Raw genomic sequence first — 18,321 nt, forward strand, 5'->3', positions numbered from 1 at the left:
TTTTGGCAGGGCCGCCGTTACACGGTTGGCGAGTTACTCGCCGTTCGCCTTAGCGATGATTTCCTTCGCGACGCCCCCCGGAACCTCCGCGTAGGAGTCGAAGAGCATGCTGTAGTTCGCCCGGCCCTGGGTCTTGGACCGCAGGTCCCCGACATAGCCGAACATCTCCGACAACGGCACGAGCGCGGAAACAACCCGCGAAGTGCCGCGTTGGTTCATCTCTTGGATCTGACCACGTCGTGAGTTCAGATCGCCGATGACATCACCCACGTAGTCGTCCGGGGTGATGACCTCCACCTTCATGATCGGCTCGAGGATCGCCGGGTCCGCTTTGCGAGCTGCCTCGCGAAGCGCCTGGTTGCCTGCCGTCTTGAAGGAAAGCTCGTCGGAGTCCACCTCGTGGTACGCGCCGTCGAGGAGCGTGACTTTCACGTCGGTGAGCGGGTAGCCGGCGAGGACGCCGCCCTGGAGGGCGTCCTTGACGCCGGCGTCCACCGAGGGGATGAAGTTCGTCGGGATGCGACCACCGGTCACCGCGTTGACGAAGGTGTAGCTTTCGCCTTCCTCGCCGACGAACGGCTCCAGCTTGATGATGACCCGGGCGAACTGGCCCCGGCCACCGGTCTGCTTCTTGTGGGTGTACTCGTGCTTGTCCACCGAGCGGCGGATCGTCTCACGGTAGGCCACCTGCGGCTTGCCGACGTTCGCCTCGACCTTGAACTCGCGCTTCATGCGGTCGACGAGGATGTCGAGGTGCAGCTCGCCCATGCCGGAGATGATGGTCTGGCCGGTCTCGTGGTCGAGCTTGACCCGGAAGGTCGGGTCCTCGTCGGCGAGCCGGTTGATGGCGGTGCCGAGCTTCTCCTGGTCGGACTTGGTCTTCGGCTCGATGGCGACCGAGATGACCGGGTCCGGGAAGGTCATCGACTCCAGCACGATCTGGTTGTCCGGGTCGCACAAGGTGTCGCCGGTCGTGGTGTCCTTCAGGCCCATGACGGCGTAGATGTGGCCAGCCTGGGCGCTCTCGACCGGGTTCTCCTTGTTGGCGTGCATCTGGAAGAGCTTCCCGATGCGCTCCTTCTTCTCCTTGGTCGAGTTCGCGACGGCGGAACCGGCGTCGACCTTGCCGGAGTAGACCCGGATGTAGGTGAGCTTGCCGAAGAAGGGGTGCGCGGCGATCTTGAACGCGAGGGCCGCGAACGGCTCGGAGGCGTCCGGGTGGCGCTCGACGGCCACGTCCTCTTTGCCGACCGCGTGGCCGATGGTGGCCGGGATGTCGAGCGGGGAGGGCAGGTAGTCGATCACGGCGTCGAGCATGGGCTGCACGCCCTTGTTCTTGAACGCGGAGCCGCAGAGCACGAGGTAGCGCTCGCTGGTGAGGACGATCTTGCGCAGGCCGGCCTTGATCTCCTCGACGGTCAGCTCTTCGCCGCCGAAGAACTTCTCAAGAAGCGCCTCGTCGGTCTCGGCGACAGCTTCGAGCAGCTGCTGGCGGTACTCCTCGGCCTTCTCTTTGAGCTCGGCGGGGATCTCGACCACGTCGTACTTCTCGCCGAGCTTGGTCTCTCCGCGCCACACGAGCGCCCGGTTCTCCACCAGGTCCACGACGCCTTCGAAGCCGCCCTCGGAGCCGATCGGCAGCTGGATCGGCAGCGGCTTCACGCCGATCCGGTCCACCATGGTCTGCACCGTGTAGTAGAAGTCCGCGCCGATCTTGTCCATCTTGTTGACGAAGCAGATACGGGGGACGCCGTACTTGTCGGCCTGGCGCCAGACCTGCTCGGTCTGCGGCTCGACGCCCTCTTTCCCGTCGAACACCGCCACCGCGCCGTCGAGGACGCGGAGGTTTCGCTCCACCTCGACGGTGAAGTCGACGTGGCCGGGGGTGTCGATGATGTTGAGCTGGTAGTCGTTCCAGTAGCAGGTGGTCGCGGCGGACGTGATGGTGATGCCGCGCTCTTGCTCCTGCTCCATCCAGTCCATGGTGGCAGCGCCCTCGTGGACCTCGCCGATCTTGTAGTTGACCCCGGTGTAGTAGAGGATGCGCTCGGTCGTCGTGGTCTTACCGGCGTCGATGTGCGCCATGATCCCGAAGTTGCGGACCTTGTTGAGGTCCGTCAATACGCTCTGTGCCCCGGCCATGTCTCTACTTTCTCTCCTGGAATGTCAAATACGTCAACAAGCGACGGTGGAACCAAGCTGCGCGTTGCTCATAGCGCAGGTCACCACCGGTAATGGGCGAAGGCGCGGTTGGCCTCGGCCATCTTGTGGGTGTCTTCCCGGCGCTTCACCGAAGCGCCAAGGCCGTTGGAGGCGTCGAGCAGCTCGTTGGCGAGGCGCTCCTCCATCGTCTTCTCGCGGCGGGCGCGGGAGAACTTGACCACCCAGCGCAGCGCGAGGGTGTTCGAACGCCCAGGGGCGACCGGGCCGGGCACCTGGTAGGTGGCGCCGCCGACGCGGCGGGAGCGCACCTCCATGGTCGGCTTCACGTTCTCAAGCGCGCGCTTGAGCGTGAGGACCGGGTCGGTGCCGGTCTTGTCGCGGGCGCGCTCAAGGGCGCCGTAGACGATCCGCTCGGCGACGGACTTCTTGCCGTCGAGGAGGATCTTGTTCACCAGCTGGGTGACGACCGGCGAACCGTAAACGGGGTCGTTCACGACAACGCGACGCGGGGCGGGGCCTTTGCGCGACATTAGCTCTTCTCCCTCTTCGCGCCGTACTTGCTACGAGCTTGTTTGCGGCCCTTGACACCCTGGGTGTCGAGGGCTCCACGGATGATCTTGTAACGGACACCGGGGAGGTCGCGGACACGACCGCCACGGACCAGGACCATGGAGTGCTCCTGGAGGTTGTGCTTCTCGCCGGGAATGTATGCGGTCACTTCAATCCCGCTGGTGAGCTTCACACGCGCGACCTTTCGCAGCGCGGAGTTCGGCTTCTTCGGGGTCGTGGTGTAGACACGGGTGCACACGCCACGACGCTGCGGGCCGCCCTTCAGGGCTGCGGTCTTCACCCGGTTGCCCTTAGGCTCCCTGCCCTTGCGCACCAGCTGGTTATTAGTTGGCATACCTTCTACTTCCTCAATTACGTCTGGGCCGCGCGCTAACCAGGCGATATCTGTTGACAGATTCAGAACCCACGGCCAGGCACGCGAATGAGCCCGACTCCGTCAGGCACGACGGATAAGTTTAGCGCGGCCAGCACGTGGCGTCAAAAAAGCTTCTCTTCGCCGACCGCCTCGCGATATGTGCCCGTCCCGCGACGATCCGACCAATACGATGAATCCTATGCGACTGCAGGCACGACGCTTCCTCCCCGCCCTCTTCGCGGCTCTCCTCGCCGCCGGATGCGCGCATCCGGACGGACCCAAACCGGACGGCCATCCGACCTCGAGCGCCCAGGCGGCCCGCTCCCTCGCATGGGGCCCGTGCGACTGGGAGCACGACTTCCTCGCCGCGCTCGGGCCCGACCGCGCGGCGGCGTTCCAGCAAGGCTTCGAGCTCGGCTGCGCGAGCGTGGAGGTCCCGCTGGACCACGAGGCCGCGTCGAAGGACGGCGGGCCCGACGGCAGCGCGGCGAGCAACGAGGGCCCCGACGGCCAGCACCTGCGGATCAGCCTCTCGCGCACCCGCCCGAAGGGCGTCGCGGCGCAGGATCCGGGCGGGAAGAACCGCAGGCCGCTCCTGACGAACTTCGGCGGGCCGGGCGAACCGGGGGCCAGGCAGGCGGCGGCCCTCGCGCTGCGCGCGAAGGACGACCTCGGCGCGCGCTTCGACATCATCGGCTTCGACCCGCGCGGGACCGGCGGGTCCGACCCGGTCCTCTGCGGCCCCGACCCCGCCAAAGAGGCGCAGCAGCCCATCCTCGACGCGCGCGACCCCGCGCAGCTCGCCAAGCTCAGAGAGCGGATCTCGGCCGTCGCGCAGGACTGCGAGGCGAAGCTCGGCCCGAAGCTCGCCCAGTTCAACACGTACCAGACCGCCCAGGACATCGAAGCGATCCGCGCCGCCCTCGGCGTGGACCAGATCGACTACCTCGGCTACTCCTATGGCACGTTCCTCGGCGCGACCTACGCGCATCTGCACCCGAAGCAGCTCCACGCCATCGTCCTCGACGCTCCCGTGGATCTGCGCAGGGATCCGGTGAAGACCGAGGAGGAGACGATCTCGGCGCGCGAGAAGGCCTTCAACTCCTTCTTGGACTGGACGAAGACCCAGCCGGGGTACGCGGACCTCGGCAACGGCCGGGGCTTTCTGGCCCAGGCCTTCCTCGATCCTGGGGCAGGCCAACTGCTCGCGGGGATCAGCGCCCTGTTGTCTTCGCCGTCTCGGTGGCCGGACCTCGCCGAAGGACTGCGCACCGTCATGAGCACGGGCGACAGCGCCGCGCTGCGCAAAGCCGACCCCGGCCTCTCGATGGCGAACTGGGCCGTGCTGTGCAACGACTTGCCGCAGGACCGTCGTCCGGACGACGCGGCGGTGCAACGCCTCGCGACAGAATGGGAGCAGAAATACCCGACCTTCGGACGGTACGAGCTCGGCTACGGCAACAGCTTGGCCACCGGATGCGCAGGCTGGCCCGCGCCCGCCCACCCGGTCGCGCCCAACTCCATCGACTTCGCGTCCGGCCCCAAGCCGCTTGTCGTCGGCGGCGAGACGGACCCCGTCACCCCGCTCGCCTGGGCCGTGCCGTTCGCGCAGGCCGTCGGCGGCGAGCTGCTGGTGACCGCCGAGCCAGGCCACGGGCATTATCTCCGCGCTCCCGCGCGGGGCGCGAAGGGCTGCGTGGACCAGGCCGTCGACGACTACCTCGCGCTGGGGAAGCTGCCGCCGGACGGCACGCGTTGCCCGACGAACTAGGCTGGCGGGCATGAAGTTCTCTGTCTGGGGCTCCACCTCCCAGTCCTGGCCCGATCTCCTCGAACTCGCCAACCTCGCCGACTCGGGCGGCTGGCACAGCCTCTACCTCGCGGACCACTTCATGGCCCGCAACGCCACCGCGGTCAATCCAGGGCGGCCGATGTTCGAGGCCGCCGCGCTCCTCGCCGCCCTTGCCGCCGCGACCACCAGGGTCCGGCTCGCCCCCTTGGTCCTCTCGATGACGTACCGGCATCCCGCCGTGCTCGCGAACTGGGCGAGCACCGTCGACCAGATCTCGAACGGACGGCTCACCCTCGGCCTCGGCGCGGGCTGGCAGGAGAACGAGCACACCGCCTACGGCATCGCGCTCGGAACGCCGAAGGAACGGGTGGACCGCTTCGAGGAGGGCCTCCGGGTGGTCAAGAGCCTGCTCTCCCACACGGCGACGACCTTCCACGGCGAGCACTACCGGCTCGAAGCGGCGGTGTGCGAGCCGAAGCCGATCCAAGAGAACCTCCCGGTCCTCGTCGGAGCCTCCGGCCCCCGCATGCTCTCGCTCGTCGCAGAGCTCGCGGACGAGTGGAACACCTGGACCAAGCCCGGCGAGTTCCGCAAAGCCGTCGAGCCCCTCGAAGCGGCCTGCGAGAAGCGGGGCCGCGACCCCCGGTCGGTGCACCGCTCCACGCAGGCGTGGTTCCTGCTGGACGACGAGCCGGGCCGGGTCCGGGCCTTCGAAGAGCGCACGCGGGAGCTGCCGGGGATCGCCGGGACCCCGCAACAGATCGCGGAGGCCGCCGCTGTGTGGAAGGAGGAGGGCGTGGACGAGGTCATCGTCCGAGACGACTTCCTCGGCCTCGGCCATCGCCGCCGCGACAACTACGAGGCCTTGTGGGAGGCCTTCGCCGACCTTCGGTGATCCCGCCGCCCAGGACGCGATCTGCGGCGTTGCGCCCCTCCTCGCGTACTACTTCCGCAAGTCCCCCACTCGCAGAACTCGTGGGAGGTGCCCCCACCCTCTTACTCGTACGCAACGTCGAGGCGCGCCTTGCATCTCATCGCCCTGGATCAGCGGGGGCTTGAGTTCGGGCTACGTCCGGACCTCGTAGAGGTCGAGCTCGAATTCCGGCTGCTCGGCGGCGTGCTCCTCGCCCGCCCCTGCGGCGGACTCCGCCACTATCTCGGAGAGGTCGACTCCAGAGGCTTTGAACGACTCCAGCACTTTGGCGAGCACCGTCGGCGAGACGCTGGAGAGGGCCGTGAGGGAGGCTGGCGCGTTGCCGTTGGCCGAGACCCGGTCCAATGCCGCGATCGGCCGCGAGGCGGCCTCGGTGGCCGCGACCAGCGCGTTGAGCACGTCCGGCAGCGCCAAGAGGCGCGCGCCCACCGAGTTGTAGCGGTTCAGCGCCTCCGCGACCTGCTTCTTCCCCTCGGCCTCTGCCGCCAATTTCGCGCGCAGCCCGTCCGCCTCGGCCTGCATGAGGACGCGCAGCCCGTCCGCCTCGGCCTGCCGTTCGGCGAGCAAGGCCGCTGCCGCCGAGCGGCGCGCGTCGGCGATCGCCTCGCCGACCTTGCGCGTCGCCATCGCTTGCGACTCCGCTTGCAAGATCGAAGCCTGATGCTGCCCCTCGGCGCGCCGGATCGCGGCTTGGCCCTCCGCCTCGGCGACCGCGACCACATCCGCCCGCAACATCGCCTGGACATGCTCGGCGCGGAGCTGCTGCACGGCGATGCCCGCCTCGATCCGAGCCGCCTCGGCGCGCTCTTTGGCAAGGAGGACGTCCTGCTCCGCCGTGGTCGACGCGAGCGAGCCCGCTTGGTCTGCGACAGCGTTCTCGGCTTCGACTTGCGCCCGCAGTTTCGCGACCTCGACGTCCCGCTTCTGGACGGCCTGCGCGATGGCGATGTCGGCCTCGGCTTTGGCGACCGCGCCCGCCTGCCTGGCCTGCGAGGCTTGGATGTTCGTGTCCCGCTCCGCCTCGGCCGAGCCGACGAACGCGTCGCGTTTCGCCTCGGCGATCCGCTTGCGCCCCAAGGAGCCGAGGAAGCCGTTCTCGTCGGACAGCGCGGCGATTTTGACGATGTCGACGGTGTAGCCGATCCGCGCCAGGTCCGCGCTGGCCTCCTCGACGAGCTTGCGGGTGAGCTGCTCCCGGTCGGCGTTGAGCTTCTCCATGGTCGTCCTCGCCAGGATCTCGGACAGGCTGCCGGACAGGATCTCGTTGAGCTGCGCCCGCAGTTCCAGACGGTCCACGCCCAAGAAGCGCCGGATCGCGAGCTCGACCGCCTCGTCGCTCGCGCCGACCGAGACCATGCCGACCGCCTCCAGGCTGACCGGCACGCCGCTGCCGGAGAGCGCCCCGTCCAGTTTGATGCGCAGGTGCAGCGGCTCAAGCGTCAGATAGTCCACCCGCTCGAAGCCGGGGATTCGGAACCTGGCCCCGCCCCGGACGATCTTCGGCCTGCCGCCGCGTCCGGTGAACACCCCGACTTTGTTCGGCGGCACTTTGACGTAGAGCAGGGGGACAAGGATGGCGAGCCATGCGATGGCGACCACGACGACAATGGCGATGGTCTTCACGAGCGGGATTCCTCTCGGTCTGGACCGGGCGCGCGCACCCGGCTTTTCCGGCACGCTGGGCGCGTGCGTCGCTGACGGGCGTTGCCGTCGCGAAGCAGTATAACGTTTCTATATCATTCAGCGCGCCTCCGCGCCTCGGCCTCAGGGCGTCCAGGACCGCAGGACCGCGCCCCGCCTTCCGGCTTCGGCGAGCCGTTCGCGCCAGTCCGGCCCTTCGAGGCCTGCCACTGCGATCTCCGGGCGGTCCTGCGCGAGCCGCTCGTACGCCGCGCGGGCGGCGTGGCCGGAGCGCACGATCGGTCCGGGCTCCCCCGTCAGCCCGAGCTTCGTCCGCGCCGCGTGCAACCGGTCCAGCGCCTCGTCCAACGCCTCGATCACCGCCGCCGTGTTGTTCGCGCACATCGCCTCCACGAGCTCGGGGTCCGAGCCCGCCACGCGGGTGCCGTCGCGGAACGAGCCCGCGGCGAGGCCGAGCGCCAGCTCGCCGCCCGCAGCGCCGGTGTTCGCCAGAGCCGCCGCGAGCAGATGCGGCAAGTGCGAGATCCGGGCCACCGCCCGGTCGTGCTCGGCGGCGAGCGCGGGCACGACCACCGCGCCCAGCCCCAAAGCCAGCATCGCCACCTGGGCGAAGCCCTCCTTCGACACCCCCTCGTCCACGCTCACCACCCATGCGGCCCCCTGGAACAACGTCGGGTCGGCGGCCTCCCATCCGCTGTTCGCGGTTCCCGCCATCGGGTGCCCGCCGACGAACCGTCCGGCCAGGCCGTGCTCCTCGGCAGAGGCGAGGACCGAGGCCTTGACGCTGCCGACGTCGGTCACGACGCAGGAGCCGCCGAACGCGGCGATCCGCGCGAACACTCCCCCGATCGCCTGCATCGGCGTCGCCACCACGATCACCGCCCGGCTCAGCTCGGCCTGTTTGAGCGCGCTCTCCAGCTCGCCGAAGACGGTGAACCCCGCCGCCCGCGCGGCTTCGAAGGTCCGCGCCGAGCGCACGTACCCGAACGCCTCGCGCCCGGCGGCCGCAGCGGCTTTGACCACAGAGCCGCCGATCTGCCCGAGCCCGATGACGCAAACGGGGGAAGCGGCGGAGATCGTCATACCCACCAGGCTCTCATGCCGGGGCCGGCTGCCCGTACGGAGAGGCGGGAGAGCGCTCCACAGGCAATCCGGCTACCGTAGATCCCATGTCGTCACAAGAGGCCCAAGGGCTCACCGGACTCGGGGTCGCGGTCCTGCGCGAAGAGGGGCGTTGGCGCGTGCTCGGCTTGTCGCCCAAAGTGCTCACGAGCCTTCGGGAGGCCGAGCGGGAATTGCGCGAGCTGCGCAGCACAGGCGCGGCGTTCGGCCTGATCAACGTGGACGACGAGTTCTTCGTCGTCGTCCGGCCGGGACCTGGCGGGTCGCGGCTCCTGCTCTCGGACGCGACGGCGGCGCTCGACTACGACCTGGCGGCCGACGTGCTCGACGAGCTGCATGTGGAGATCCCCGACCCCGACGAGCTCGACGACGACGAGGAGCCGTGGGCGGAGGGGGACTTCTCCATCCTCGAGGACCTCGGCCTGCCGGAGTCCGTGCTCGGCCTCATCGTCTCCGAGTCCGACGAGCTCTACGCGGACGAGCAGCTCGCCGCGCTCGCCCGGCAGCTCGGGTTCGAGGAGGAGCTCGCCGACTTCGAGCAGAAGTCCGAGAAAGCCGACAACAACCGCCGCACGTGACCGAGATCCTGCGAGACGGCGCGCTGCCCGAGGCCGTGCTGCCCGAAGACCCCGACGAGGCGCTCGTCCGCGCGGCGCTGGCCGCGGCCTCGGCGGCGGGCGAGCTGGACGTGCCGGTCGGCGCCGTTGTCTTCGGCCCCGACGGCTCCGAGCTGGCCCGGGCCGCGAACGCGAGGGAGGCGCTGGGCGATCCCACCGCGCATGCGGAAATCCTTGCCCTGCGCCGCGCCGCCGCAGTGCTCGGCGACGGCTGGCGCCTCGTCGACTGCACGCTGGCGGTGACGCTGGAGCCCTGCACGATGTGCGCGGGCGCGGCGGTGAACGCCCGGATCGGGCGGATCGTCTTCGGCGCGTGGGAGCCCAAGACCGGGGCCGCGGGCTCGCTGTGGGACGTGGTGACCGACCCCCGGCTCAACCACCGCCCCCTCGTGCGCCCCGGGGTGCTCGAAGCAGAGTGCGCCGAACTCACCCGCAGCTTCTTCCGCAAGCTCAGGGCGAAATAACAAGCGCGGCGACTGGGCCCTTGCGCAGCATTGCGGGGCGCCCTTGCGGGGGAGCCCGACGCCCGAAACCAGTTTGAACAACCCCGCCGGGTCGTGTAAAGTCCACCGCTTGGTGGCGTGTCCGAGCGGCCTAAGGAGCACGCCTCGAAAGCGTGTGAGGTGAAAGCCTCCGAGGGTTCAAATCCCTCCGCCACCGCCAAGTCTTCACGGCTTGAACCGCGAACCCGCCTTTGCGATCGACGCTCGTGGACACAGATGAAAAATCCCCGCCCCGGACGCCCGGGGCGGGGATTTCTGCTTTCCGTCCGCCATACGGCCGCGCCGAGAGATCAGACGCGCACGGCCCGGGCCGCAGGAGAAGTGGCGAGATACGCGACCGCTTGCGCCGTGTTGCCCTCCCGCTCGGGGGAGTAGCGAGGGTTGAACAGGCGCCCGACCGCGGCCAGCACCGAGCGCAAGCGCGGCGTCGCCCCCTTTTTGCCCGCTTTGTGCGACTCCCAGAACACTCGGGCATAGCCGGCGTCCGGCATGCTCGGGTCGTGACGCACGAGATACTTCATGCCTCGGAACACGAGCGCGATAAGACCCGCGCTCGCGCACAGGCCCAGGAGCAACCGCATCGGATACGGGGCGCCGAAGTACTGCGCGACGTTGTACGCGACGTGCCGGTGCTCGATCTCCTCAGCCCCGTGCCAGCGGAACAGGTCGCTCAATGCCGGATCGGCCCCGAACTCCTCCCACCGGGAGTTGAGCACCCAATTGCCGAGCACCGCCGTGAAGTGCTCGACGGCTGCGACCAAGAACAGCGACGTGACCACCGCGCGTTTGCGCATGTCGGGCTCCGCCTCGTCGATCAATCTGCCAAGGCGCCCGAACAACCACTCCATCTGCCTGACGAACGGCGCCGGATCGACGCCGTGCGACTGCAGATACTCCGTCATCGCGTCGTCATGACATCTGGCGTGTATCGCCTCTTGGCCCATAAAACCCCGGACCTGCTCGATCAGCTCCTGGTCCTTGACATACTCCAACGACTCGGCGAGGACTTTGCAGAACCAACGCTCGCCTGCGGGAAGGATCAGGTGGAGGCTCGAGTAGCTGTGCGAGGCGTACGGCTCGCCAGGGATCCAATGCAGCGGCGACCGCGAGAGGTCGAACCGGACGTCCCTCGGACGTAACGCGATCTCCCCCGTGGCGAAATCGTCAAACCCCGGCCCCATGGACGAGGCGGTTGAAAATGATGCGGGCATAACGTCCTCCAGCCGGATCCATGCCATATGGAATATGGCATATATTATATGACGTACAGGTCACATAGTAGCCAGAGTCACACTTCGGCGCAACCCCCGCCCGGACGAAGACGTGCCCCCTCAGACTGGCGAATAGACCGGCCGTTTCGCCGCACGTCCGTCCCCCGAGGAGCGCCCGCGCAGCCGCCTGCCGATCCACGGGCCGCCGAACGAGCCCCACCAGCGAAGATCGGCGAGCACGCCCCGCGACGGCACCGCCCCAGGCAACGGGTCCGCCCAGCCGTCCTCGACCACGGCGCCAAGAGCCTCCGCCGCGCCCCACGCGTACCGCTCGTGGCCGAGCGCGTTCAAATGGAGGCGGTCGCCCGACCAAGCCCGTGGGTCTTCGAACACCGAACCCGCAGGAGCGTACGGAGCCAGCGCGCCGTGCCGGGCCGCGGCGGACACGACGATCTCGTTGAGCTGTTCGCGGCGCCCGCGCAAGTACCCGGCGAGCGGAATGAGGTTGGACAGGTCGGGGGCCTGGGGGACCAAAACGACGGCCCCGCCGCGCCGGAGCGAGCCGACGAGGTCGTCGAGCGTCTCCGCGAGGCCTTCGAAATCGACCTTCGGGCGCAGGATGTCGTTGAAGCCCGCCGAGATGGTCGCGAGGTCGGGGCTCAGCTTGAGCGCCGCCTCCAGCTGCCCGTCGCGGATTTCGCGCGCCTTCTTCCCCCGCACCGCGAGGTTCGCGTACTCGACCGCCCCGTGGAGCTCGCGGAGCCGCTCGGCGAGCCGGTCGGTCCAACCGCGCGGCGTGCCGTCCGGCCACGGCGTGTCCCCCACTCCCTCGGAGTGGCTGTCACCGACCGCAACGTACCGAAAAACCATAACCGCCTCATGTCCGCGCTCGTCAAACCAGTTCTATACTTTGCAGCATAGCCGGCTTCCGGCCCCCGCCGCAGGCGGGGCCGGGAGCCGGGCCGACGCGCGCGCCCGGGTTCGCCGAAACGGCTCAGCCGTGGAGCGCGCGGGCCGCCGGAGACGTGGCGAGGTAGGCGACCGCCTGGGCGGTGTTCCCCTCCTTCTCCGGGGTGTAGCGGGGGTTGAACAGCCGCAGCGCCGAGCCGAGCAACGTGCGGATCCGGGGGGAGGCCCCGCTCTTGCCCGCTTTGTGCAGCTCCCAGACCAAGCGCGGGTAGCCGAGGTTCGGCAGGCTCTGGTCCTGTCGGACCATGAACTTCAGCCCGCGCAGGAACAGCGCGTACAGGACGGTGCTGGCGAGCAGGCCAAGGCCGATCCGCTTGAGGTAGCTGGCCCGGAAGTACGCGGCGACGTTGAACGCGACATGCCGGTGCTCGACCTCTTCCGCGCCGTGCCACCGCCACAGGTCGCTCATCGCGGGGTCCGCGCCGAGCTCGTCCCAGCGGCAGTTGAGCACCCAGTCGCCGAGCACCGCCGTGAAATGCTCGATCGCCGCGACCAGCACGGCCTCGCCGATCACCGCGTTGCGCTTGCCCTCCGGGCCTTCCGCCTGGTCGATGATGGAGCCGAGCCGCCCGAACAGCCAGTCGGACTGGCGCAGGAAGGGGGCCACATCGATCCCGTGCCCGCCGAGGTACACGGCGATGGCCCCATCGTGGCTCTTGGCGTGCACGCCCTCCTGCCCCATGAACCCGAGGATCTCCTCGCGCAGCCGCTCGTCCTTGACATACTCAAGCGCGTCGGTGAAGACCTTGCAGAACCAGCGCTCCCCGGCGGGGAGCGCCAAGTTGAACCCCGTCAGGAAGTGCGACGCGTACGGCTCGCCCGGAATCCAATGCAGCGGCGACTTGGTGAAGTCGAACCGCACATCCCTCGGGCGCAGCGCGATCTCATGCGTCGCGAACTCGTCGCTGGACGAAGCCGTTTCCACCGTTGCCGTTCGGTCTTTCAGCATCTCATGCTCCTCAGGGAAGGAAAGAGCGGGCCTGCCCGCCGCTCGCTTTACATTTGATTGTATTTGTACATGACTGTAGCACACATCACCCCGATGCGGAACCCCTCCGTCGAATCTCCCCGCCCTGTCGGAGCCCGGGAGTAGCCTCGTCCTTATGAGCCGTGAGCCATCCGAAGACACCGCTCCCGCCGTCGTCACAGTCACTGGCGCGGCCGGGAACATCGGTTACGCGGCGTTGTTCCGGATCGCCTCCGGCGCGATGCTCGGCCCGCGCCGCAGGATCGCGCTGCGGCTTTTGGAGATCCCTGCGGCGGTCCGCGCCGCCGAGGGCGTCGCCATGGAGCTCGCGGACAGCGCGTTCGAGCTGCTGGACTCGGTCGAGGTGCACGACGACCCCGCCAAGGCCTTCGACGGCGCGAGCTTCGCGCTGCTCATCGGGGCGAAGCCGAGGACGCAGGGGATGGAGCGGGCCGACCTCCTCCAGGCCAACAGCGGCATCTTCGGGCCGCAAGGCCGCGCGCTGAACGAGGGCGCCGCGGAGGATGTGCGCGTGGTCGTCGTCGGCAACCCGGCGAACACCAACGCGCTGATCGCGCTGAGCCACGCCCCGGACATTCCGCCGGAGCGGTTCACCGCGCTCACCCGGCTCGACCACAACCGCGCACTGGCGCAGCTCGCCGCGAAGGCGGCGGTCCCGCTCGCCGAAGTCTCCAGGGTGAGCATCTGGGGGAACCACTCCAGCACGCAGTACCCGGACATCTTCCACGCGCGGGCCGGATGGCTGACGGGCGAACAGCTCGCCGCCGACCGGGCCTGGCTCGCCGAGGAGTTCGTCCCCGCGGTCGCGAAACGCGGAGCCGCGATCATCGACGCGCGCGGCGTCTCCTCGGCAGGCTCTGCGGCTTCCGCCGCGATCGACCACCTCCGGGACTGGGCGCTCGGAAGAGACTTCGCTTTGTCTCAATCGCCGACAGGCTCGGCTTTGTCTCAATCGCCGACAGGCTGGGGCGACGACTGGACCTCGGTCGCGCTGCCCTCCCCCGGAGCATACGGCGTGCCGGAGGGCTTGGTGAGCTCGTTCCCCGCGCGGTCGGTCGCAGGCGAATGGCTCATCGTGGAGGGACTTTCGATCAACGAGTTCTCCCGCGCGAGGATCGACGCGTCCGTCGCGGAGCTCGTCGCCGAGCGGGACGCGGTGCGCGCGCTCGGGCTGGTCTAGGGGTTACGCCTGCGGGACGGATTCAAGGCAACAGGCCGCGGCGCATACGGCGGCGGTGTGGGTACGCGAGCGGCCGATAACGCAGAAGACCGCCCGCCGGGTCACAGGGCCAGGTAGTGGTGCAGCTCGAAAGGAGTCACCTGACGGCTGTACTCCGCCCACTCTTGCCGCTTGTTGCGCAGGAAATAGTCGAAAACGTGCTCGCCAAGGGCCTGCGCGACGAGTTCGGAGTTCTCCATCGCCGTGACCGCCTCGGAGAGCGTCTCCGGCAATGGCCGGTACCCCATGGCCTTGCGCTCCGCCGCCGACAGCGACCACACGTCGTCCTCGGCCTGCGCGGGCAGCTCGTAGCCCTTCTCCACACCGCGCAAACCGGCGGCCAGCAGCACCGCGAACGTCAAGTACGGGTTGCAGGACGAGTCCGGGCTGCGCACCTCGATCCGTCGCGAGGAGGCCTTGTTCGGCGTGTACATCGGCACCCGCACCAGCGCGGAGCGGTTCGAAGCGCCCCAGCACGCGGCGGTCGGGGCCTCGCCGCCCTGCACCAGGCGCTTGTACGAGTTCACCCACTGGTTCGTGACCGCGCTGATCTCGTGCGAGTGCTCGAGGATGCCCGCGATGAACGACTTGCCGATCGGCGAGAGCTGCAACGGGTCGTCGGCGCTGTGGAACGCGTTCGACTCGCCCTCGAAGAGGCTCATATGCGTGTGCATCGCGGAGCCGGGGTGCTGCGTGAACGGCTTGGGCATGAACGTCGCGCGCACGCCCTCGTGGATCGCGACCTCTTTGACCAAGTACCGCAGCGTCATCACGTTGTCGGCCATGGAGAGCGCGTCGGCGTAGCGCAGGTCGATCTCCTGCTGGCCCGGGGCGTTCTCGTGGTGGCTGAACTCGACCGAGATCCCCATGAACTCGAGGGCGTGCACCACGTGGCGGCGGAAGTCCGGGGCCGCGTCGTGCACGGCCTGGTCGAAGTAGCCGCCCTCGTCCGCCGGGACGGGCGGGTCGAATTTCGAGCCGCTGTCCTTGAGCAGGAAGAACTCGATCTCCGGGTGCACGTAGCAGGAGAAGCCGAGCTCCAGCGCCCGGTTGAGCTGGCGGCGCAGCACGTGGCGGGAGTCCGCCCAGGAGGGCGAGCCGTCCGGCATCGCGATGTCGCAGAACATCCGCGCGGAGTGGTGCTTGCCGCTGCTGGTGGTCCACGGCAGGACCTGGAACGTCGACGGGTCCGGCTTCGCGACCATGTCCGCCTCGTACACGCGGGAGAAGCCCTCGATGGCGGAGCCGTCGAACCCGATCCCCTCGGCGAACGCTCCTTCCAGCTCGGCCGGAGCGATGGCCACCGACTTGAGGTACCCCAGCACGTCGGTGAACCAGAGTCGGACGAAACGGATGTCCCGCTCTTCGAGAGAACGGAGGACGAACTCCTCTTGGCGGTTCATGAGCCCAGCTTAAAGTCTTTTCATGAAGCCCGTGTAACCGGGGCGTGCTTTTCTCGGACCAAGATCACGCACAACTCGGAGCGGCCGAATTGTGAGGTCAGCACGTCAAACCGTCGGCGGGCGGCACAAGGTCCACCAGGTACCGCTGCACCGCGCCGTCGACGCACTGGCTCTCGCCCTGGAGGGAGACCGTGTGCTGGGTGCCGTTGTACGTGACGAGCGAGGCTCCGAGCTGCTTGGCCAGCTCGACGCCCGCCTGGTACGGGGTGGCCGGGTCGTTGGTGGTGGAGACCACCACGACCTTGGGCAATCCGGCGGGCAGTCCGGTGAGCGCGGGCGCGACCGTGGGCCTGACCGGCCAGAACGCGCACGGGTCGAGGGCCGCGTGCCCGGTGCCGCGCTCGTCGTCCTCGAACGGGGCGGCCTCACGGCCCTGCACGTCCATTTGGTCCACGACGGCCCGGTCCGCGATCGGCGGGTCGTCCACGCATCGCACGGCCGCGTTCGCGTCCTGCTCGTTGCTGTAGCGCCCAGTCTTCGCGTCCCGGTCCATGTACAAGTCGGAGAGCAGCTGCAAAATGTTGCCCGACCCCGCCTTGACCTCGATGAGCCCCTCGCGCAGCGCGGTCCAGAGCTGCTTGGAGTACAGCGCCTGGATGGTGCCGAGCACCGCGTCCGAGTACCCGAGGCCACGCCCGTCGCGCGTGTTGAGCGGGTGCTCGATCAGCGGCAGGACGAGGCTGCGGAACTTCACGTCGGCCTGCGCGGGATCGTTCCCCAGCGCGCAGTTCTCCTGCGTCGCGCAGTCGGCGGCGAAGATGCGGAACGCGTCCTCGAAGCCTTTCGCCTGCTTGACGATCTTGTCCACCGGGCTTTCCTTCGGGTCGAGCGCCCCGTCGAGGACCAACGCCCGCACATGCGTGGGGAAGAGCGCCGCGTAGTCGGTCCCGATGCGGGTGCCGTAGGAGTAGCCGACGTAGTTCAGCTTCTCGTCGCCGAGCGACTGGCGCAGCACGTCCAGGTCGCGCGCCACGTCCATCGAGTTCACGTGGGCGAGGAAGTTCGCGCCGGTGCGCTGGGCGCATTTCTGCGCGTAGTCCCGGTTGCGGCCCTCCTGGCGGGCGATGCCCGCGGGGCTGTAGTCGTTGTCGTTGAGGGCGCGCAGCGCGTCCTGCTCCTTGTCGCTCAGGCAATGCACCGACGGGGTCGAATGCCCGATCCCCCTCGGGTCGAAACCGACCAGGTCGAAGCGCTGGGCGATTTCCTTGCCCAGGAGCGCGGGCGCCGAGCCCGCGACGAACTCGACCCCGGAGCCGCCGGGCCCGCCGGGGTTGAAGAGCAGCGAGCCGATCTTCTGGCCCGAGGCCTTGATCCGGTACACGGCGACCTGCGCCGCCTCGCCCTTCGGGTTCTGGTAGTCCACCGGCACCTTCACCATGGCGCACTCGGTCCTCGGGCTCGGCTTGAAGTCGGCCACGTAGCCCTGGCAGGAGCCCCAGGCGATCTGCTGGTCGTAGAACGGCCGCAGCACCTCCGGCACGTCCGGGGCCGATGCGGACATCGGGGCCGAGACCAACGACAGGCCCGCTCCCACAGCAGCAGCAGCCGAAACAGCGGCCAACGCCCGCAGCCGGTTGCGCTTCGCCTTGCGGGCCAGCTCGCCACCCCACGCCACAACAGATAACTCGTCTCTCACAAGATGCCATCCTGCCACGTCTTCCTGATAATTGCGCACGGCCCGCCTTCGTTCGTGACCGAGTTGTGGCTCCGAGAACTCCGGAACGGTTGCCGCAGCGCCCCGCCTCGCGGTAGACTGGCGAGCGGCCAAAGAACCAACCCGGGGACCCGCGCGGCGGGCCTCGAGGAATGAAAGGTCGGAGTTTCCATATGTCAGTTTCTGCCACGCCGTACGCGACCGAGGTCCGCACCCGCGTGCGGGTCAAGCATTTGCAGGAGATGAAGCACGAGGGCCGCAAGTGGTCCATGCTCACCGCCTACGACTACACCACCGCGTCGATCTTCGACGAGGCCGCAATCCCCGTGCTGCTCGTCGGCGACTCGGCGGCCAACCTCGTCTACGGCTACGACACCACGGTGCCAGTGGCGGTCGAGGAGCTGCTCCCGCTGGTGCGCGGCGTCGTCCGGGGCGCCGAGCACGCGCTCGTCGTCGCGGACCTGCCGTTCGGCAGCTACGAGGCGAGCCCGGCCCAGGCCTTCGAGACCGCGGCCAAGTTCATGAAGGCGGGCGCGGGCGCGGTGAAGCTCGAAGGCGGCGAGGACTACGCCGAGCACATCGCCCTGCTCAGCCGCGCCGGGATTCCGGTGATGGCCCACATCGGGTTCACCCCGCAACGGGTGAACAGCCTCTCCGGGTTCCGGGTGCAAGGCCGGGGCGACGACGCCGAGACCCTGGTCCACGACGCGATCGCGGTCGCCGAGGCCGGGGCGTTCGCCGTGGTCATGGAGATGGTGCCCGCCGAGGTCGCCGCGCAGATCACCGCCAAGCTCACCATCCCGACGGTCGGGATCGGGGCCGGACGGGACTGCGACGCGCAGGTGCTGGTCTGGCAGGACATGGCGGGAATGACCACTGGGCGCACGGCGAAGTTCGTCCGCCGCTTCGCCGAGCTCGGCAAAGACCTCGGCCAAGCCGCCCGCGACTACGCCCGCGACGTGGAGCACGGGGCGTTCCCCGCCCCCGAGCACGCCTACTGAGCACCAGACACGCCAACACCGGGCGCATCGTCGCCAACTGGCCCGGCTACATGGCCGAGTACCGCCGCGCGGTGAAGAAGTTCGACCCCGCCGACTCCGTCCTCGTCCGGCCCGCCGCC

At 68.8% G+C, this 18,321-nt stretch carries 16 protein-coding genes and 1 tRNA gene; 7 read left to right on the forward strand and 10 right to left on the reverse strand.

Annotation, left to right across the window (positions count from 1 at the left end):
* Positions 1–33: 33 nt before the first annotated feature.
* From fusA to rpsL, 3 genes are all read right to left on the reverse strand, one after another.
* Positions 34–2,142, reverse strand: a complete 2,109-nt coding sequence (gene fusA, locus ACRC20_RS15425) for an elongation factor G (RefSeq protein WP_438687266.1) — start codon at positions 2,140–2,142, stop codon at positions 34–36.
* Positions 2,143–2,222: 80 nt separating this feature from the next.
* Positions 2,223–2,693 (reverse strand): 30S ribosomal protein S7, encoded by a 471-nt coding sequence (gene rpsG / locus ACRC20_RS15430; RefSeq protein ID WP_438687267.1) that lies wholly within the window; start codon positions 2,691–2,693, stop codon positions 2,223–2,225.
* Positions 2,693–3,067 carry a 30S ribosomal protein S12 gene (gene rpsL / locus ACRC20_RS15435; protein ID WP_438687268.1) on the reverse strand — a complete coding sequence of 125 codons (375 nt, stop codon included), beginning with the start codon at positions 3,065–3,067 and terminating at the stop codon, positions 2,693–2,695. Before rpsL ends, rpsG begins: the two co-directional genes overlap by 1 nt.
* Before the next feature lie 220 nt (positions 3,068–3,287).
* Between rpsL and ACRC20_RS15440 the strand changes: the two genes are divergently transcribed.
* Positions 3,288–4,859: an alpha/beta hydrolase gene (locus ACRC20_RS15440; RefSeq protein WP_438687269.1), complete on the forward strand. Its 1,572-nt coding sequence runs from the start codon at positions 3,288–3,290 to the stop codon at positions 4,857–4,859.
* A 10-nt stretch (positions 4,860–4,869) separates the two neighbouring features.
* Positions 4,870–5,775, forward strand: coding sequence for a TIGR03560 family F420-dependent LLM class oxidoreductase (locus tag ACRC20_RS15445; RefSeq protein WP_438687270.1), 906 nt, complete (start codon positions 4,870–4,872; stop codon positions 5,773–5,775).
* A 171-nt stretch (positions 5,776–5,946) separates the two neighbouring features.
* On the opposite strand, the gene ACRC20_RS15450 is transcribed toward ACRC20_RS15445, so the two are convergent.
* Both ACRC20_RS15450 and ACRC20_RS15455 read right to left on the reverse strand, forming a co-directional pair.
* Positions 5,947–7,437 carry a flotillin family protein gene (locus ACRC20_RS15450; RefSeq protein ID WP_438687271.1) on the reverse strand — a complete coding sequence of 497 codons (1,491 nt, stop codon included), beginning with the start codon at positions 7,435–7,437 and terminating at the stop codon, positions 5,947–5,949.
* Between the two features lie 141 nt (positions 7,438–7,578).
* A complete protein-coding gene (locus ACRC20_RS15455) occupies positions 7,579–8,538 on the reverse strand; it encodes a prephenate dehydrogenase (protein WP_438687272.1) in 960 nt (319 codons plus the stop codon).
* Positions 8,539–8,624: 86 nt separating this feature from the next.
* On the opposite strand from ACRC20_RS15455, the gene ACRC20_RS15460 reads away from it, so the two are divergent.
* The 3 genes from ACRC20_RS15460 (at position 8,625) to ACRC20_RS15470 (ending at position 9,857) form a co-directional block, all read left to right on the forward strand.
* Positions 8,625–9,155, forward strand: coding sequence for a tRNA adenosine deaminase-associated protein (locus ACRC20_RS15460; protein ID WP_438687273.1), 531 nt, complete (start codon positions 8,625–8,627; stop codon positions 9,153–9,155).
* A 35-nt stretch (positions 9,156–9,190) separates the two neighbouring features.
* Positions 9,191–9,658 (forward strand): nucleoside deaminase, encoded by a 468-nt coding sequence (locus ACRC20_RS15465; protein ID WP_438687432.1) that lies wholly within the window; start codon positions 9,191–9,193, stop codon positions 9,656–9,658.
* 111 nt (positions 9,659–9,769) lie between these two features.
* Positions 9,770–9,857: transfer RNA gene (locus ACRC20_RS15470), tRNA-Ser, on the forward strand.
* Positions 9,858–9,987: 130 nt separating this feature from the next.
* Here the strand turns inward: ACRC20_RS15470 and ACRC20_RS15475 are convergent.
* From ACRC20_RS15475 to ACRC20_RS15485, 3 genes are all read right to left on the reverse strand, one after another.
* The gene (locus tag ACRC20_RS15475) at positions 9,988–10,908 is read right to left on the reverse strand and encodes a metal-dependent hydrolase (protein WP_438687274.1); all 921 of its coding nucleotides are present in this window, start codon (positions 10,906–10,908) and stop codon (positions 9,988–9,990) included.
* Between the two features lie 120 nt (positions 10,909–11,028).
* On the reverse strand, positions 11,029–11,778 hold the full coding sequence (locus ACRC20_RS15480; protein WP_438687275.1) for an SGNH/GDSL hydrolase family protein: 750 nt from the start codon (positions 11,776–11,778) through the stop codon (positions 11,029–11,031).
* Between the two features lie 124 nt (positions 11,779–11,902).
* A complete protein-coding gene (locus ACRC20_RS15485; RefSeq protein WP_438687276.1) occupies positions 11,903–12,826 on the reverse strand; it encodes a metal-dependent hydrolase in 924 nt (307 codons plus the stop codon).
* Between the two features lie 154 nt (positions 12,827–12,980).
* Between ACRC20_RS15485 and ACRC20_RS15490 the strand changes: the two genes are divergently transcribed.
* Positions 12,981–14,045, forward strand: a complete 1,065-nt coding sequence (locus ACRC20_RS15490) for a malate dehydrogenase (protein WP_438687277.1) — start codon at positions 12,981–12,983, stop codon at positions 14,043–14,045.
* A 101-nt stretch (positions 14,046–14,146) separates the two neighbouring features.
* Here the strand turns inward: ACRC20_RS15490 and ACRC20_RS15495 are convergent, their stop codons facing one another.
* Positions 14,147–15,487 carry a glutamine synthetase family protein gene (locus ACRC20_RS15495; RefSeq protein ID WP_438687278.1) on the reverse strand — a complete coding sequence of 447 codons (1,341 nt, stop codon included), beginning with the start codon at positions 15,485–15,487 and terminating at the stop codon, positions 14,147–14,149.
* A gap of 97 nt (positions 15,488–15,584) precedes the next feature.
* The gene (locus tag ACRC20_RS15500; protein ID WP_438687279.1) at positions 15,585–17,183 is read right to left on the reverse strand and encodes an alpha/beta hydrolase; all 1,599 of its coding nucleotides are present in this window, start codon (positions 17,181–17,183) and stop codon (positions 15,585–15,587) included.
* 191 nt (positions 17,184–17,374) lie between these two features.
* On the opposite strand from ACRC20_RS15500, the gene panB reads away from it, so the two are divergent.
* Positions 17,375–18,202, forward strand: a complete 828-nt coding sequence (gene panB / locus ACRC20_RS15505) for a 3-methyl-2-oxobutanoate hydroxymethyltransferase (RefSeq protein ID WP_438687280.1) — start codon at positions 17,375–17,377, stop codon at positions 18,200–18,202.
* Positions 18,203–18,321 lie beyond the last annotated feature (119 nt).

The organism is Segniliparus sp. (assembly GCF_051660745.1).
Taxonomy (GTDB): Bacteria; Actinomycetota; Actinomycetes; order Mycobacteriales; family Mycobacteriaceae; genus Segniliparus.

Excerpts from the sequence above, each read along its gene's own strand:
- ACRC20_RS15445 (WP_438687270.1), top strand. The coding sequence starts at position 4,870 with ATGAAGTTCTCTGTCTGGGGCTCCACCTCCCAGTCCTGGCCCGATCTC.
- ACRC20_RS15440 (WP_438687269.1), top strand. The coding sequence starts at position 3,288 with ATGCGACTGCAGGCACGACGCTTCCTCCCCGCCCTCTTCGCGGCTCTC.
- ACRC20_RS15475 (WP_438687274.1), bottom strand. The coding sequence starts at position 10,908 with ATGCCCGCATCATTTTCAACCGCCTCGTCCATGGGGCCGGGGTTTGAC.
- rpsL (WP_438687268.1), bottom strand. The coding sequence starts at position 3,067 with ATGCCAACTAATAACCAGCTGGTGCGCAAGGGCAGGGAGCCTAAGGGC.
- ACRC20_RS15490 (WP_438687277.1), top strand. The coding sequence starts at position 12,981 with ATGAGCCGTGAGCCATCCGAAGACACCGCTCCCGCCGTCGTCACAGTC.
- ACRC20_RS15455 (WP_438687272.1), bottom strand. The coding sequence starts at position 8,538 with ATGACGATCTCCGCCGCTTCCCCCGTTTGCGTCATCGGGCTCGGGCAG.
- ACRC20_RS15480 (WP_438687275.1), bottom strand. The coding sequence starts at position 11,778 with ATGGTTTTTCGGTACGTTGCGGTCGGTGACAGCCACTCCGAGGGAGTG.
- ACRC20_RS15460 (WP_438687273.1), top strand. The coding sequence starts at position 8,625 with ATGTCGTCACAAGAGGCCCAAGGGCTCACCGGACTCGGGGTCGCGGTC.
- fusA (WP_438687266.1), bottom strand. The coding sequence starts at position 2,142 with ATGGCCGGGGCACAGAGCGTATTGACGGACCTCAACAAGGTCCGCAAC.
- panB (WP_438687280.1), top strand. The coding sequence starts at position 17,375 with ATGTCAGTTTCTGCCACGCCGTACGCGACCGAGGTCCGCACCCGCGTG.
- ACRC20_RS15495 (WP_438687278.1), bottom strand. The coding sequence starts at position 15,487 with ATGAACCGCCAAGAGGAGTTCGTCCTCCGTTCTCTCGAAGAGCGGGAC.
- rpsG (WP_438687267.1), bottom strand. The coding sequence starts at position 2,693 with ATGTCGCGCAAAGGCCCCGCCCCGCGTCGCGTTGTCGTGAACGACCCC.
- ACRC20_RS15485 (WP_438687276.1), bottom strand. The coding sequence starts at position 12,826 with ATGCTGAAAGACCGAACGGCAACGGTGGAAACGGCTTCGTCCAGCGAC.